A 14,691-nucleotide genomic window follows, 5' to 3' on the forward strand; every position below is an offset into this window, starting at 1 on the left:
TTCACATTCGTACACGGTCGGATCCCCGTCGGAGTTCCGGAATCGGTGTCAGCCCAACTGCCGGTAACGGCCCCGGAAATACGTGAGAGGGCCGCCTTCGGCGCCCGGCAGCGAGGACGTCAGGACGCGGCCGATCACCAGGGTGTGGTCGCCTGCGGTCACGCGCTGTTCGGTGCGGCATTCCAGGGTCGCCAGGGCGCCGTCCAGCAGGGGCGCGCCGGACTCCTTGCCCCGGACGTACGGCACGTCCGCGAAGAGCAGGCGGTCCGAGATGCGGTTCTTCATGGCGAAGCGGCTCGCGACGGAGCTCTGGCTCCCGGCCAGGAGGGAGACCGCCCACAGGGGCTGCTCGTCGAGCAGGTCGTCCATGCGGGAGCCCTCGCGCAGGCCGACGAGGACGAGGGGCGGGTCGAGGGACACGGACATGAAGGAGGTCGCCGTCATGCCGACGTCCTCGCCGCTCGGGCCGTCCGGGTCGGCCTGCGGCTCGTGCGCGGTCACCAGGACCACGCCGGCGGCCAGCCGGGACATGGCCGCGCGGAACTCGTCGTTGCTCACCCCCACAGCATGCACGGGCGGGGCGGGCGGAGCGGCAGAGGGAGTGTTCAGCACACGAAGACGCTATTCTCCGCCGACGGTGGACACATCCGACCAACGTCCGAAGCAGGTCCTAGGACTGAAGTGGGAGTGTGACTCGGATCTCCTACCAGGCGCGCGCACATCTTCCACAAATTTGCGTTCAGTAAACGCACCGCGAAAACACAGAAACTCTACTCAATTGTTCATCTTAGCCTGTGACTTGAGTCACAGGTGCCATATTTTGTTGACCCTGTGTACCGAGTGGGCAGCGCGCTGTGATTCAGTGGCGGGGAAGCTGGCAGGGAGTAGGCGGGGAGAGGGCCCTGGAGTTGCTGTCGAGGTCTTCGAGGGGAGGGCGCATGGAGACCGAGTCGGAGCCGTACGTCCGCCTTGCGACCCTGCGGCAGCTGCACACGGTCATGGCGGACATGAACACGGCCCGCAGCCTGGCCGACACGCTGCAGACCGTGGCCGACGGAGTCGTCAACGGCCTCGGCTACGAACTGGCCTGCGTCAACCTCGTCCGTCCCGACGGCGACCTGGTGGTCGCCGCCCTCGCCGGGAACTCCGCCGCCGAGGCGCTCATCACCGGCCGCACGGGCTCCCGCGAATCCTGGGAGCGCCGGCTGAACATGGGCGAGGCATGGGGCGACCTGCGGTTCATACCGCACACCGAGGGCTGGGTCCTCGACGAGGACGACGTCCCGCAGTGGTACACCGACGGGCCCGAACCGCGCTTCGAGGACGAGTGGCACCCCGCCGACCGGCTCTTCGCCCCCATGTACACCCCGAGCGTTCCCGGCGGCTCCTGCGGTGAGCTGATAGGCGTCCTGTCCGTGGACCGTCCGCGCAACGGACGGCATCCGGGCGCGTGGGGCCGCGAGGCCCTGCAGATGTACGCGTTCCAGGCCGCCATAGCCATCAGCAACGCGCGCCTGCGGGCCAACATGCAGCGCGCGCTGGTCCGCCTGGAGCGCGAGCAGCAGGCGCTGCGGGCCAGCGAGGAAAGCTTCCGGCAGGCCTTCGAGTACGCGCCCTCCGGCATGGCCGTGGCCGAGATGGGCGGCGACCAGCACGGCCGGATCCTGCGGACGAACGACGCGCTGTGCCGGCTCCTGGGCCGCCCCGCCTCCTCGATGCGCCGCTACTCGTTCTCCGACCTCGTCCACCCCGAGGACATCGGCACCCTGCTCAGGACCTCCGCCGAGGGTGGCCGCGCCGAGCTGAGACTCTGTCGCCGCGACGGTACGTACGTGTGGGTGTCGCTGCGCAACAGCGTGGTCGCGGACGCCGCCGACGGGCCGCGCTTCCTGCTCACCCACGTCGAGGACATCGAGGAGCGCAAGCGCCGCGAGCTGCAGCTCGCCCACCGCGCCTCGCACGACTCGCTCACCGGCCTGCCGAACTCCGCGGAGCTGCGCTCCCGGCTCGCCGCCCGGCTGTGCGCCCGCCCCACGGCGACGGAGCCCGGCGTGGTCGACACGATCGACGCGGCGTACGGGGAAGTGGTGGCCGCGCGCAACGCGAGCGCCAACGGATACGACGTGAACGCCTACGACGTGAACGGGCACGGCTTCGACTACCGGCCGGTCCCGGACGCCATCGACGCGTACGACCACCATGTGCACACCGTCACACCCGAGGGGGAGCGCGACGACGGCACGAAGGGGCTCGCGGTCCTCTTCTGCGACCTCGACGGCTTCAAGTCGATCAACGACCGCTTCGGGCACAACGCCGGTGACTACGTACTGATCGAGGTGGCCCGCAGGCTGGGCGGCGCCGTGCGCGACGGGGACACGGTCGCCCGGCTCGGCGGGGACGAGTTCGTGGTGCTCGCCGACGGACTCGGCCGCGCCGACGCGGAGGACCTCGCGGTGCGGCTGCGCAACGAGATTATCCAGCCGATCAGGGTCGACGGACGGGCCATGCGGGTCGGCGCGAGCTTCGGTATCGGGTGGGCACATTGCGGCATGACGGCGGACGAAGTCCTGCAGTCCGCCGACGAGCGGATGTACGTAGAGAAACGTTCTCGTCCCAAAGCGCACAGGCGTGCCGGCTGATCCGCAGGTCAGCGCCCCCATGCGAGCTGAGTCACCCGTTTGGGGCACCGGGACCGGGTAGGCTCGCCTTTCGATCCCCCGTACCGCATCTGTACCGCACCCGCTAGGAGACCAAGGGATGACGCCCGGCAACAACGGCGCGAGCACGCCCGAGGACGACGACCCGTTCGGCTATCTGTACGAGGACGGGAAGGCCGCCGGAGCCCAGCCGCCGAGCGGCGGTGGTGGTTACGGCTACCCCGGCTCGGTCAACCGGGTGCGTCCGGTCGGTGAGCGCCAGTACGGCCAGTCCGCCGCGCAGGCCGCTCCCACCGCGCAGTACGGGCAGGTGCCGCAGCAGCAGGCCACGTACGGGCAGCAGGGGCAGTACGGGCAGCCGAACGCGAACGCCAACTACGCCACGTCCGAGAACCACTCCGGCGGCGCGCCCACCACGCACCAGCAGACGCACGGTGGCCGGGGCGGTGGCGGCCGGGGCCGCGGGCCCAACACCAAGGGTCTGCTGATCGGCGCCGTCGCCGTGGTCGCGGCCGTGGTGATCGGCATCGGTATCGCGATGCTCGGCGGGGACTCGGACGACGACAAGAGCGGCGACGACACGGCGGGTCCGACCGCGTCGGCCGGCCGGAGCGCCGAGCCGAGCGAGACGTCCAGCAAGGAGGCCGCGGATCCGGCGGCCGAGCTGCCCGACATCGACGCGAAGGCCCTGAAGCTCGGCGCCGGTGTGACGACCGCCTCGGACATCGAGGGCGCGAGCGCGGCGGGCGGCATCTATGTGACCGGCCTCAACCAGGTCGGCGCCGAAGTCACCTGGACCGTCAACGGCATCCCGAAGTCCGGCACCTACACCGTCTTCACGAAGTACAGCGTCGCCGGCAAGGACGCGAAGATGACGCTCACCGTGAACGGCAAGGAGTTCGGCACCAAGCTGAACCTGGGCAACTTCGCGAAGGCCAAGGAGAACGAGTGGGAGAAGGGGTGGACGGAGACCTACTCCTGGCCCACTCTCACCAAGGGCACGAACACGATCTCCATCTCCTGTCAGCAGGGTGACGACTGCGACGTCCTGCTCGACCAGCTCCGGCTGAAGGCGGGGCAGGTCAAGAACTGAGGGTCGGTTCTGGGCGGTGCCGCTCGCCGCGGGGGTCGGGGGGCGGGGTCGGGTGTCCTGTGCGGGCCCGGTCGGGGCTTGTCGCGCAGTTCCCCGCGCCCCTAGAAGCAAAGGATTGCGCCGTTCCCCGCGCCCCTGAAGGTGGGGGTTCACGCTGCCGTTGTCCGGCCCGTCACCGACACCCGGCCCAGCAGTTCCTCGTACGCGGGGCGGTCGAACTCCCCCGCGACCGGTGCCAGCACCGTCGCCGCGGACAGCGCGACCGCACGCGCCAGGCGGTCCGGCCACGGCAGTTCCTCCACCAGGCCCGACAGCAGGCCCGCGACCGCGGAGTCCCCGGCGCCCGTCGGGTTGCCGCGGACCGGCCGGGGCGGGGCCGCGTGCCAGTCGCCCTCGGGTGTGCGGGCGAGCAGCCCCTCCGCGCCGAGGGACGCCACCACCGCGTGCGCCCCGCGCCGACGCGCGTCACGCGTGGCCTGCGAGGGGTCGTGCGAGCCGGTCAGCTCGGCCAGTTCGTCCGCGTTCGGCTTGACGATGTCGGGGCGGGCCGCGATCCCCCGCCGCAACGGCTCCCCGCTCGTGTCGAGCAGTACCGGAATCGCCAACGCCCGAGCGGTGCGCACGAGTTGGGCGTACGCCCCGACCGGCACCCCGGGCGGCAGGCTGCCGCACAGGGCCACCGCGGAGCAGGAGCGCAGCAGAACCTCGTACGCCTCCTGGAAGTCCGCCCACTCGGCGGGGGTGATCTCCGGGCCCGGTTCGTTGAGTTGAGTCGTGTCACCGGTCGTCGTGTCGGCCACCGCGATCGTGCGGCGGGTCGAGCCGCTCACCGGGACCAGCGCGTCGACGACATCCGGTGTCTGCGCGAGCCGGCCCCGCAGGGCCCGCCCGGTGACGCCGCCCACGAAGCCCGTCACGGTCACCTCGTGGCCGAGGGCCGCGAGTACCCGGGCCACGTTCAGGCCCTTCCCGCCGGGCCGTTCGGTCATCTCGTCGACCCGGTGGGACGTGTGGGGCCGCAACTCCCGTACGCGGTACGTGATGTCGAGAGCGGTGTTCAGCGTGACCGTGAGAATCACGGGGCCTGCCTCTCTCGATGTGGACGCGCTCGCTGGTGCGTGAGCGGGTGCCACGGGTGTGCTCGTCCGAAAGTCCGATCATGCCAAAGGCGACGGCCGTCGGCCCAGCCCCCGGCTCAGGTGGTCTGAGGTTCGACCAGCCATTCGCCGCGGCGCATCACACCCTTGACCTCGAAACCGGAGTCCAGGACCACCAGGTCGGCGTCCTTGCCCGGCTCCAGCGAACCCACCCGGTTGTACAGGCCCAACTGCCGTGCCGGATTGGCGGAGATGGCCGCGACGACGTCGTCGATAGGCAGCCGGTCCACGGTCACCGCGCGCTTGAAGGCCCGGTCCAGGGTGAGCGTGGAGCCCGCGATCGAGCCGCCCTCCACCAGACGCGCCACGCCGTCCGCGACCTCGACCTCCAGCGGGCCGAGCATGTAGCGGCCGTCGCCGAAGCCCGCCGCGTCCATCGCGTCCGTGATGAACGCCACCCGCCCGCCGCCCGCGTGATGGAAGGCCAGCTGGAGGGAGGCCGGGTGCAGGTGGATGCCGTCGTTGATCAGCTCGACGGTGATCCGCTCGTCCTCCAGCAGGGCCGCGATCGGGCCCGGCGTGCGGTGGCCGAGCACGGGCATCGCGTTGAACAGGTGCGTCGCCACGGTCGCGCCCGCGTCGATGGCCTCCACCGTCTGCTCGTACGTGGCGTCCGTGTGCCCGATCGCCGCGATGACGCCGTGCTCGACGAGGAGGCGTACGGAGTCGATGCCGCCCGGCAGTTCGGTGGCGAGGGTGACCATGCGGGCCCGGCCGCGCGCCGCGTCGATCAGTTTGCGGACCTCCGCCGGGTCGGGGTCGCGCAGCAGCTTCTCGGAGTGCGCTCCCTTGCGGCACGGGGAGATGAACGGGCCCTCGAAGTGGATGCCCGCGATGTCGCCCTGCTCGGCCAGTTCGGAGAGCAGTCCTGCGCGCTGAGCCAGGCCGTCCATGTCGCCGGTGACCGTGGAGGCGACGAGGGTCGTCGTGCCGTGCGCGCGGTGGGTGCGGATGCCCTGGAGGATCTCCTCGACCGTGCCCGAGGTGAAGGAGGCTCCGCCGCCGCCGTGGTTGTGCATGTCGACGAAGCCGGGGACCACGTAATGGTTGCGCAGGTCCACCGTGGGGGTGTCCTCGGGAGCGCTCCCGGCGATGCGGGTGCCGTCGATGATCACGCGGCCGTCGGGCACGGTGCCTGTGGGGAGAACAACGGTCGCGCCGGTGAGGATCGTCGGGTGCGGGCCGGTGAGGGCTTGTCGCGCCCCCGCGGCGGAGCCGCATGATGTCGCGCCCCGCGCCCCTTCGGGGGCGCCCTTGTGCGGCCCGGTCGGAGACATGCGCTCAGTGGTCATCAGGCGGATACCTCCGAAGCGGGGTGGGTGGGGAGGGCCAGCAGGTCCCAGGCGAGGAGGCCCGCGCCCAGGCAGCCGGCCGTGTCCCCGAGTGCCGCGGGGACGATCGACGGCAGTTTCTGGAAGGTGACGCGCCGCTCGACCGCGGCCCGCAGTGGTGTGAACAAGGTTTCCCCCGCCTCGGCGAGACCGCCACCGATGATCAGGATGCGCGGGTCCAGCAGAGTGAGCGCGGTGACGAGTCCGTCGGCGAGCGCGTCCACGGCGTCCTGCCAGACCGTCCGCGCCCGGGTGTCGCCCGACTCGACGGCCTTCGCGCAGTCCGCCGCGTCCGCGTCCCGGTCGCCGGAGGCTTCGGCCCACGCCTCGGTGACCGCGGCCGCCGACGCGTACCGCTCAAGGCAGCCGCGCTGCCCGCACGGGCAGGGGGCGCCCCCGGGGCGTACGACGACGTGGCCGATCTCGCCCGCGAAACCGTGCGCGCCCGCCTCCACCCGGCCGTCGATGCCGATCGCGCCGGCGATGCCCGTGCCCAGCGGTACGAACAGGAAGCGGTCCGCGCCCCGGCCCGCGCCGATCCGGCCCTCGGCGAGGCCGCCGGTGCGTACGTCGTGGCCGAGGGCGACCGGTGCCCCGTACAGCCGTTCGCTGAGCAGGCTCCGCAGTGGTACGTCGCGCCAGCCGAGGTTGGCCGCGTAGGCGGCGATGCCGCGGTCGGCGTCCACGATGCCGGGGACGGCGACGCCCGCGGCGGACGCAGGCTCGCCGAGGTGCTCCTCGCCGTGCGCGCGCAGGTCGGCGGCGAAGGCGAGGATCGACTCGACGACGGAGTCCGGGCCGCGCTCCCGGCCCGTCGAGCGGCGCGCCTGGTGCAGCAGCTCGCCGTCCGCCCCCACGAGGGCGGCCTTCATTCCGGTGCCGCCCACATCCAGGGCGATGACGTGTCTCACACGCACAGTGTCGCCCCTTACCCCGTGAGAGGTCTAGTCCACTTACGTGGTGTAGACCTTAGAGCGAAAATTGCGATTCGAAAGTTTGGGATCGCATGAGCGAATCGGTGGGGTACGCGGGCACTTGGGCACGTGGACGCCCGGACACGCTCATGGGACGAACAGGGTTGAGGACGGCAGTAGTGCAGCGGCGAGTGACAAGTCTGATCGCGGTGGCGTCCGCACTGGGTGTGACCGCGGCCCTCGGAGGCTGCGGCAGCTCCGCCGGATCCGGGGACGTCACGCTGAGACTCGTGGCGGCCGACTACGGCGACTCCAAGGCGAACAGCTCCCAGAAGTACTGGGACAAGCTGACCCGGGCCTACGAGGCGAAGCACCCCGGCGTCGACGTCGAGGTCAGCGTCTACTCCTGGAACGACGTGGACGCCAAGGTCAAGGCCATGGTCGACGCGGGCAGCCCGCCCGACCTGGCGCAGATAGGCGCGTACGCCGACTACGCCGACGCGGGGGAGCTCTACCGGGTGAGCGAACTGCTCTCCATAGACACCCAGGCCGACTTCGTGTCGCAGCTGTCCGCGGCGGGGGAGATAAACCGCACGCAGTACGGCATGCCGTTCGCCTCCTCCACCCGGCTGCTCTTCTACAACAAGACCCTCTTCGCCGACGCCGGCCTCACCCCGCCGGAGAGCTGGAGCGACCTCGCCTCCGACGCGGCGGCCCTCAAGGCCAAGGGCGTGAAGTACCCGTACGCGCTGCCGCTGGGGCCGGAGGAGGCGCAGGCCGAGACCTTGATGTGGCTGCTCAGCGGCGGCGACGGGTACACCGACACGGTCGGCTCCTACAGCCTCGACTCCCCGCAGAACATCGACACCTTCACCTGGCTCAAGGAGAAGCTCGTCGACAAGGGCCTCACCGGGCCGGTCGCGCCCGCGAAGCTCAACCGCGCGGACGCCTTCGCGGCGTTCACGCGTGGCGAGGTCGGCATGCTGAACGGCCACCCCACGCTGATGAAGGCCGCCGCCGCGAAGGGCGTGAAGTTCGGCATGGTGCCGATGCCCGGCGCCAAGGGGCGCTCCAAGGCCACCATGGGTGTCGCCGACTGGATGATGGCGTTCAAGAAGAACGGGCACGCGGAACAGATCGGGGACTTCCTCGACTACGTGTACAGCGACAAGAACGTCCTGGAGTTCTCCCACGAGTACGACCTGCTGCCCGTGACGACGTCCGCGTCCGAGGCGATGGCCCTCGACAAGGACGACGCGGACCTCGTCGACTTCCTCGGTGAGCTGCCCAACGCCGAGCTGTACCCCGTGGGGCAGACGTCCTGGGCGGCGGTCAGCGCGGACATCAAGCGGCGGATCGGTGAGGCGGTCAGCCCGGAGGGGAAGCCGGGGGCTGTACTGGGGCAGTTGCAGCGGGCTGCTGCCGCTGCCCAGAACGCGGGGTGACTCCGTCGGTTGGGTGGTTGGGGGTGGGTGCGGGCTTGTGGGGGCTGGTTGCGCCGTTCCCCGCGCCCCTGAAGGGCAACGGCGAAAGATTGCGCCGTTCCCCGCGCCCCTGAAGGGCAACGGCGAAAGACTGCGCCGTTCCCCGCGCCCCTGAAGGGCAACGGCGAAAGACTGCGCCGTTCCCCGCGCCCCTCTGAGGGGGTGGTGGCGGCTAGCTTGTTGGTATGGGTATGGGTATGGGTATGGGTACGGGTGATGCGGGGTTGAGTTCGTTGGAGCGGGGTGTGCTTGCGTTGGAGGGGCGGGGGTGGGAGGCGCCGGGGGCCAAGGAGCGGGCCATTCGGGAGGAGCTGGGGATCGCCCCGGTTCGTTACTACCAGTTGCTGAATGCCCTGCTGGACGCGGAGCGGGCCCTCGCGTACGACCCGGTGACGGTCAACCGTCTGCGGCGCGTTCGTGAGGTACGCAGGAGCGAGCGGGAGGCGTAAGACCCCACCTCGGCGGATAGGGTCCCAGCATGGCCAGCCACCCCGACCCATCGTCGCTGCCGAGCCCCGTGACCACCGCGGGCCGAGACGGCCTCGCCGCCATCCTCGCGCGGCCCCACAAGGCCGTCCTCGCCTTCGACTTCGACGGCACGCTCGCGCCGATCGTCCCCGACCCCGAACAGGCCCGCGCCCACCCGGACGCCGTACCGGCCCTGGCGGCGCTGGCCCCGAGAGTGGCGTCGGTGGCCGTCGTCACCGGCAGGCCGGCGTCGGTCGCCGTGCGGTACGGCGGCTTCGCCGGAGTCCCGGGCCTCGACCACCTCGTCGTGCTCGGCCACTACGGGGCGGAGCGCTGGGACGCGGTCACCGGTACGGTCCGGGCCCCCGCCCCGCACCCCGGCGTCGCCGCGGCCCGCGCCGAACTGCCCGGGTTCCTCGACGGCATCGGTGCCTGGCAGGGCAGCTGGATCGAGGAGAAGGGCAGGGCCGTCGCGGTCCACACCCGCCGTGCCCAGGACCCCCAGGCCGCCTTCGAGGCACTGCGCGAACCGCTGTCCCGGCTGGCCCAGAGGCACGGCCTGATCGTCGAACCGGGGCGGCTGGTCCTGGAGCTGCGTCCGGCGGGCATGGACAAGGGCGTCGCCCTCGGTGAGTACGTGCGCGATGTCGGCGCCGAGTCGGTCATGTACTGCGGCGACGACCTCGGCGACCTGCCGGCCTTCGCCGCCGTCGAAAAACTCCGCTCCGACGGCATCCCGGGCCTCCTGGTCTGCAGCGGCAGCGCAGAGGTGACCGAACTGACCGACCGCTCGGACCTGGTGGTGGACGGCCCGGAGGGGGTCGCCCGACTGCTCACGGCCCTGGCAGCAAGGCTGGCCCCGTAAGGGGCGCGGCCAGCCCCCGCCGACCGGCGCCTGTCAGCCAACCGCCCCCGCGGAGCGGAGCGCGTGCAACTGGTCCAGGAACCACTGCGCCGGCGGCAGGGCGGTCGCCGCCGCAGCCAACCGCTTCGTCCGCTCGGCCCGCTCGGCGAGAGGCACCGTCAACGCCTCGTGCAACGCCTCCGCCGTCCCGGACACGTCGTACGGGTTCACCACCACCGCGTCCTCGCCCAACTCCTCGTACGCCCCCGCCTCCCGCGACAGCACCAGCACGCACCCGTCGTCGGACACGACGGGCACCTCCTTCGCGACGAGGTTCATACCGTCGCGGATGGGGTTCACGAGGGCCACGTCGGCCAGCCGGTACGCCGCGAGTGAGCGTGCGAAGTCGTCCTTCACGTGCAGGACGACCGGCGTCCAGCCGGGCGTCCCGTACGCGGAGTTGATCTCGTCGGCGACCCGCTGCACCTCGGCCGTGTAGTCGCGGTACACCGCCAGGTCCTGCCGCGACGGGTACGCGAACGCCACGTGCACCACCCGCTCGCGCCACTCGGGCCGGTCGTCCAGCAGCTGCCGGTACGCCAGCAGGCCGCGCACGATGTTCTTGGACAGCTCGGTGCGGTCCACCCGCACGATGGTCCTGCGGGGGCTGCCGTCGGGCGCGGTGCCGATCTGCTCGCGCAGCGCGGCCATCCGCTCGTCGACGTCCTCGCGGTGCGAGCGCTCGCGCAGGAAGTCCGCGTCGGCGCCCAGGCCGTGCACGCCGATCTGCGTGTCCGGGTCGAAGTCGGCCCCCAGTACGGTCCGACAGCACTCCGTGAACGCGTCCGCCCACCGCCGGGTGAGGAACGCGGCCCGGTCGGCGCCGAGGATCCCGTCGAGGACCTTCGCCGCGATGTCGTCGGGCAGCAGCCGGAAGTAGTCCGGCGGGGCCCACGGGGTGTGCGAGAAGTGCCCGATCCGCAGGTCGGGACGGAGTTCGCGGAGCATCCGCGGCACGAGAGTCAGGTGGTAGTCCTGTACGAGGACCGCGGCGCCGTCCGCCGCCTCCTCGGCCAGCGCCTCGGCGAAGGCCTGGTTGTACGTCTCGTAGGCCGCCCACTGGCGCCGGAACTCCGCGTCGAAGACGGGTTCCAGGGGGGTCTGGTAGAGCATGTGGTGGACGAACCACAGCGCGGAGTTCGCGATGCCGTTGTACGCGGCGGCGTGGGTGTCGGCGTCGATGTCGAGCATCCGGACGCCCTCCTCGCCCACGCCGCGCCGGACGGCCTCGCGGTCGCCGTCGCCGAGGGCCGAGCAGACCCACAGGGCGCCGGCGTCGGGGCCGATCGCGGAGAGGCCCGACACGAGTCCGCCTCCGCCGCGCTTGGCCGTGAGCTCGCCGGACTCGTCCTTCGTGTACGAGACCGGGCCGCGGTTGGACGCGACGAGGACGGGGTGATTGCCGTGGGTGGGAGCCATGACTCGAAATCTAGCCGCAGGTCCATCCGCTCAAACGTTCCCACCGGCCGTGGAGGGAGGTCGCGGGTCAACCCGAAGACAAAAGATTGCGCCGTTCCCCGCGCCCCCAATAGGGGCGCGGGGAACGGCGCGATCGGTTACGACGGCCCGCAGCCGACGGTCAGGCTGTCGCGGAGCGTTACGCCGCGCGGCGCGACACGTACTCGCGGATCTCGGACATCGGTGGACGTTCCTCCATGTCCACCGAGTGCGTCCGCGGCTCGAACCCGTGTTCCCCCCGCACGAACTGCGTCAGCGACGGCCGGATCATGTGTCCGCGCGCGAGCCGAAGCTGAGCCGTGCGGTAGATCGCCGCCGACATCCGCCCGAGCGCCTGCCCGTCCTGGTGCCGGTGCCTCCGCACGCCCACGTCGACCTGCGCGAGGGCGTCGAGACCGACCAGGTGCAGCGCGTCGACCAGCATGCCCAGCTCCACGCCGTACCCGACGGGGAACGGAAGCCGTTCGAGGAGCGAGCGGCGGGCCGCGTACTCCCCGCCCAGCGGCTGGACGAACCCGGCCAGCTGCGGCCAGTGCATGTTGAGCAGCGGCCGGGCCATGAGTTCCGTGACCCGGCCCCCCTGACCCGCGGCGGACCCCAGCGGGCGGTCGTACATCGCCTTGACGAGGTCGACCCCAGGATCCGTGAGCAGCGGACCGACGATCCCGGAGACGAAGTCCGCCGAGAACTCCTTCAGGTCCGCGTCGACGAAGGCCACGATGTCCCCGCGGGTGACGAGCAGCGAGCGCCACAGCACCTCGCCCTTGCCGGGTACGGCCGGGATACGGGGCAGGATCTCGTCCCGGTGCACGACACGCGCGCCCGCGGCGGCGGCGACCTCGGAGGTGCGGTCCGTCGAGCCCGAGTCGATCACCACGATCTCGTCGACGAGCGGCACCCTCGCGGTCATCAGCGCGCGGCGGATCTCGGCGACGATCTCGCCGACGGTCTCCTCCTCGTTCAGCGCGGGCAGTACGACACTGACCGTGGAGCCCGTGGACCGCTTCGCGGCGATCAGCTTCTTGAGCGGGCGGTCCTCGACGGACCAGGAGCGCGTGCTCAGCCAGCGCTCGACGTCTTCCAGCACGTGCGGCTCTCCCTTGCGTTCATCGGGATGCGTGCGTCCCGCCGCGACGGAGACCGGTGTGACGGTCATCTCGCGGTTCGGACGGCTCTCTCCACCATCCATGCCGTCGGTTACAGTCTTGAACAACGCTGATGACCATCGCATGTCGGGGGTCGTTGCGTGTACAACCGAAATCACGTGCAGGACCACAACTGAATACCGCTCATCCAGAGGGGCAGAGGGATACGGCCCGTTGAAGCCCCGGCAACCCTCCAGCCGGTCTCGTCCTGATCATCGCCGATCAGTGTCGCGAGGCTCCCGGCTCGGGAAGGTGCCAAATCCGTCTCATGGCGAAGTGCGTCGTGAGGAAGATGAGGAAAGGGCCTCGCCTCCATGGCTGCGCAGACAGTTGCAAGCACCACGAACTCCACCCCCGCGTCCGCCTCCGCCGCGGACTCCGCGAACGCCGTCGACCTCGGTCCGGCCGCCGCGCTCTCCTGCCGCGAGTGCGGCCACCGCGTACCGCTCGGTCCGGTTTTCGCCTGCGAGGAGTGTTTCGGCCCGCTGGAGATCGCGTACGACTTCTCGGGTTACGACACCGAGGAGCTCCGCAAGCGGATCGAGGCGGGTCCCGCGAACATCTGGCGGTACGCGCCGCTGCTGCCCGTCCCCGCAGACGTGGCGGACAAGCCGAACATCAACCCCGGCTGGACCAAGCTCGTCAAGGCCGACAACCTGGCGCGTGAGCTGGGCGTCGACGCCGGCAAGCTCTTCGTCAAGGACGACTCCGGCAACCCGACGCACTCCTTCAAGGACCGCGTCGTCGCCCAGGCGCTGGAGGCCGCGCGCGCCTTCGGCTTCACCACGCTCTCCTGCTCCTCCACCGGCAACCTCGCGGGCGCGGTGGGCGCCGCCGCCGCGCGGGCCGGCTTCCGTTCCTGCGTGTTCATCCCGCACGACCTGGAGCAGGGCAAGGTCGTCATGGCCGCGGTCTACGGCGGCGAGCTCGTCGGCATCGAGGGCAACTACGACGACGTGAACCGCTTCTGTTCCGAGCTGATCGGCGACCCGGCCGGCGAGGGCTGGGGTTTCGTCAACGTCAACCTGCGGCCGTACTACGCGGAGGGCTCCAAGACCCTGGCGTACGAGATCTGTGAGCAGCTCGGCTGGCGGCTGCCGGACCAGCTGGTCGTGCCGATCGCCTCCGGTTCGCAGCTGACGAAGATCGACAAGGGCCTGAAGGAGCTGATCCAGCTCGGTCTCGTCGAGGACAAGCCGTACAAGATCTTCGGCGCGCAGGCCGAGGGCTGTTCGCCGGTGTCCGTCGCCTACAAGGCCGGGCACGACGTCGTACGCCCGCAGAAGCCGAACACGATCGCGAAGTCGCTCGCGATCGGGAACCCGGCGGACGGGCCGTACGTGCTCGACATCGCCCGCCGGACGGGCGGGGCCGTGGAGGACGTGAACGACGACCAGGTCGTCGACGCGATCAAGCTGCTGGCGCGGACCGAGGGAATCTTCGCGGAGACCGCCGGCGGGGTGACGGTGGGGGTGGCGAAGAAGCTGATCGAAGCCGGTCTGCTGGACCCGAGCCTGACGACCGTCGTCCTCAACACGGGGGACGGTCTGAAGACGCTGGACGCCGTTGCCTCCGACACGGGGCTGACCGCGACCATCCGGCCGAGTCTTGACTCGTTCCGTGAGGCCGGGCTCGGGTCTTAGCCGTTGTCAGTCACCTGCGGGCCGGCAGTGGCCGGTCGCGCCCCGCGGCGGAGCCGCGATGTCACCGACCCGCGCCCTATCGGGCGCTACGCACCCGACCGGAGGTCTCCGTGAGCGTCAACGTCCGTATCCCCACCATCCTGCGTACCTACACAAGTGGTCAGGCCGAAGTGGCCGCCGAAGGGGCGACCCTCGCCGAGGTCATCGCCGATCTGGAGAAGAACCACACCGGTATCGCGGCCCGTGTCCTGGACGACCAGGGCAAGCTGCGGCGGTTCGTCAACGTGTACGTGAACGACGACGACGTCCGCTTCGAGCAGGGTCTTGAGACGGCCACGCCGGACGGCGTCGGGGTCTCGATCATCCCGGCGGTCGCCGGAGGCTGAGCGCCCCGTCCGGAGCCCGCCCGGTGCCCCGTTCGGCGGCGCTGATCATTA

At 71.0% G+C, this 14,691-nt stretch carries 13 protein-coding genes and 1 riboswitch; of the genes, 7 read left to right on the forward strand and 6 right to left on the reverse strand.

Translation table 11 applies throughout. The features are described 5' to 3' along the window. Positions 1-48: 48 nt before the first annotated feature. Entirely contained in the window at positions 49-612 is a 564-nt protein-coding gene (locus tag ACH4DZ_RS25950) for a flavin reductase family protein (protein WP_398289713.1), read from the reverse strand. A gap of 326 nt (positions 613-938) precedes the next feature. Here ACH4DZ_RS25950 and cdgB point away from each other — a divergent pair, with 326 nt between their 5' ends. Together cdgB and ACH4DZ_RS25960 are read left to right on the forward strand one after the other, a co-directional pair. Beyond that, positions 939-2,639, forward strand: a complete 1,701-nt coding sequence (gene cdgB / locus ACH4DZ_RS25955) for a diguanylate cyclase CdgB (RefSeq protein ID WP_398289714.1) — start codon at positions 939-941, stop codon at positions 2,637-2,639. Between the two features lie 118 nt (positions 2,640-2,757). Continuing rightward, positions 2,758-3,750 carry a carbohydrate-binding protein gene (locus tag ACH4DZ_RS25960; RefSeq protein ID WP_398289715.1) on the forward strand — a complete coding sequence of 331 codons (993 nt, stop codon included), beginning with the start codon at positions 2,758-2,760 and terminating at the stop codon, positions 3,748-3,750. A 149-nt stretch (positions 3,751-3,899) separates the two neighbouring features. On the opposite strand, the gene ACH4DZ_RS25965 is transcribed toward ACH4DZ_RS25960, so the two are convergent. The 3 genes from ACH4DZ_RS25965 to ACH4DZ_RS25975 all read right to left on the reverse strand — a co-directional run bounded on the left by ACH4DZ_RS25965 (position 3,900) and on the right by ACH4DZ_RS25975 (position 7,149). Further along, on the reverse strand, positions 3,900-4,829 hold the full coding sequence (locus ACH4DZ_RS25965) for a 1-phosphofructokinase family hexose kinase (RefSeq protein WP_398289716.1): 930 nt from the start codon (positions 4,827-4,829) through the stop codon (positions 3,900-3,902). A gap of 116 nt (positions 4,830-4,945) precedes the next feature. Further along, positions 4,946-6,076: an N-acetylglucosamine-6-phosphate deacetylase gene (gene nagA / locus ACH4DZ_RS25970; protein ID WP_398290004.1), complete on the reverse strand. Its 1,131-nt coding sequence runs from the start codon at positions 6,074-6,076 to the stop codon at positions 4,946-4,948. Between the two features lie 122 nt (positions 6,077-6,198). After that, positions 6,199-7,149 (reverse strand): ROK family protein, encoded by a 951-nt coding sequence (locus tag ACH4DZ_RS25975; protein WP_398289717.1) that lies wholly within the window; start codon positions 7,147-7,149, stop codon positions 6,199-6,201. Between the two features lie 152 nt (positions 7,150-7,301). Between ACH4DZ_RS25975 and ACH4DZ_RS25980 the strand changes: the two genes are divergently transcribed. The 3 genes from ACH4DZ_RS25980 to otsB all read left to right on the forward strand — a co-directional run bounded on the left by ACH4DZ_RS25980 (position 7,302) and on the right by otsB (position 9,969). Further along, positions 7,302-8,597, forward strand: coding sequence for an ABC transporter substrate-binding protein (locus ACH4DZ_RS25980; RefSeq protein WP_398289718.1), 1,296 nt, complete (start codon positions 7,302-7,304; stop codon positions 8,595-8,597). A 236-nt stretch (positions 8,598-8,833) separates the two neighbouring features. After that, complete coding sequence (locus tag ACH4DZ_RS25985; RefSeq protein WP_398290005.1) at positions 8,834-9,085, forward strand: DUF3263 domain-containing protein; 252 nt, start codon at positions 8,834-8,836, stop codon at positions 9,083-9,085. 29 nt (positions 9,086-9,114) lie between these two features. After that, positions 9,115-9,969, forward strand: coding sequence for a trehalose-phosphatase (otsB, locus tag ACH4DZ_RS25990; protein ID WP_398289719.1), 855 nt, complete (start codon positions 9,115-9,117; stop codon positions 9,967-9,969). A 33-nt stretch (positions 9,970-10,002) separates the two neighbouring features. On the opposite strand, the gene ACH4DZ_RS25995 is transcribed toward otsB, so the two are convergent. Then, positions 10,003-11,427 (reverse strand): trehalose-6-phosphate synthase, encoded by a 1,425-nt coding sequence (locus tag ACH4DZ_RS25995; RefSeq protein ID WP_398289720.1) that lies wholly within the window; start codon positions 11,425-11,427, stop codon positions 10,003-10,005. A gap of 178 nt (positions 11,428-11,605) precedes the next feature. Further along, positions 11,606-12,553: a glucosyl-3-phosphoglycerate synthase gene (locus ACH4DZ_RS26000; protein ID WP_398290006.1), complete on the reverse strand. Its 948-nt coding sequence runs from the start codon at positions 12,551-12,553 to the stop codon at positions 11,606-11,608. Positions 12,554-12,752: 199 nt separating this feature from the next. Then, positions 12,753-12,910, forward strand: a riboswitch (SAM riboswitch). A 15-nt stretch (positions 12,911-12,925) separates the two neighbouring features. Between ACH4DZ_RS26000 and thrC the strand changes: the two genes are divergently transcribed. Beyond that, entirely contained in the window at positions 12,926-14,254 is a 1,329-nt protein-coding gene (thrC, locus tag ACH4DZ_RS26005; RefSeq protein ID WP_398289721.1) for a threonine synthase, read from the forward strand. 110 nt (positions 14,255-14,364) lie between these two features. After that, on the forward strand, positions 14,365-14,640 hold the full coding sequence (locus ACH4DZ_RS26010; RefSeq protein WP_398289722.1) for a MoaD/ThiS family protein: 276 nt from the start codon (positions 14,365-14,367) through the stop codon (positions 14,638-14,640). Positions 14,641-14,691: the final 51 nt, after the last annotated feature.

Source organism: Streptomyces sp. NPDC017991 (assembly GCF_044328075.1).
Taxonomy (GTDB): Bacteria; Actinomycetota; Actinomycetes; order Streptomycetales; family Streptomycetaceae; genus Streptomyces.

Coding starts and splice junctions, on each gene's coding strand:
- cdgB (WP_398289714.1), top strand. CDS start 939: ATGGAGACCGAGTCGGAGCCGTACGTCCGCCTTGCGACCCTGCGGCAG.
- ACH4DZ_RS25960 (WP_398289715.1), top strand. CDS start 2,758: ATGACGCCCGGCAACAACGGCGCGAGCACGCCCGAGGACGACGACCCG.
- ACH4DZ_RS25980 (WP_398289718.1), top strand. CDS start 7,302: ATGGGACGAACAGGGTTGAGGACGGCAGTAGTGCAGCGGCGAGTGACA.
- ACH4DZ_RS25985 (WP_398290005.1), top strand. CDS start 8,834: ATGGGTATGGGTACGGGTGATGCGGGGTTGAGTTCGTTGGAGCGGGGT.
- otsB (WP_398289719.1), top strand. CDS start 9,115: ATGGCCAGCCACCCCGACCCATCGTCGCTGCCGAGCCCCGTGACCACC.
- ACH4DZ_RS25995 (WP_398289720.1), bottom strand. CDS start 11,427: ATGGCTCCCACCCACGGCAATCACCCCGTCCTCGTCGCGTCCAACCGC.
- thrC (WP_398289721.1), top strand. CDS start 12,926: ATGGCTGCGCAGACAGTTGCAAGCACCACGAACTCCACCCCCGCGTCC.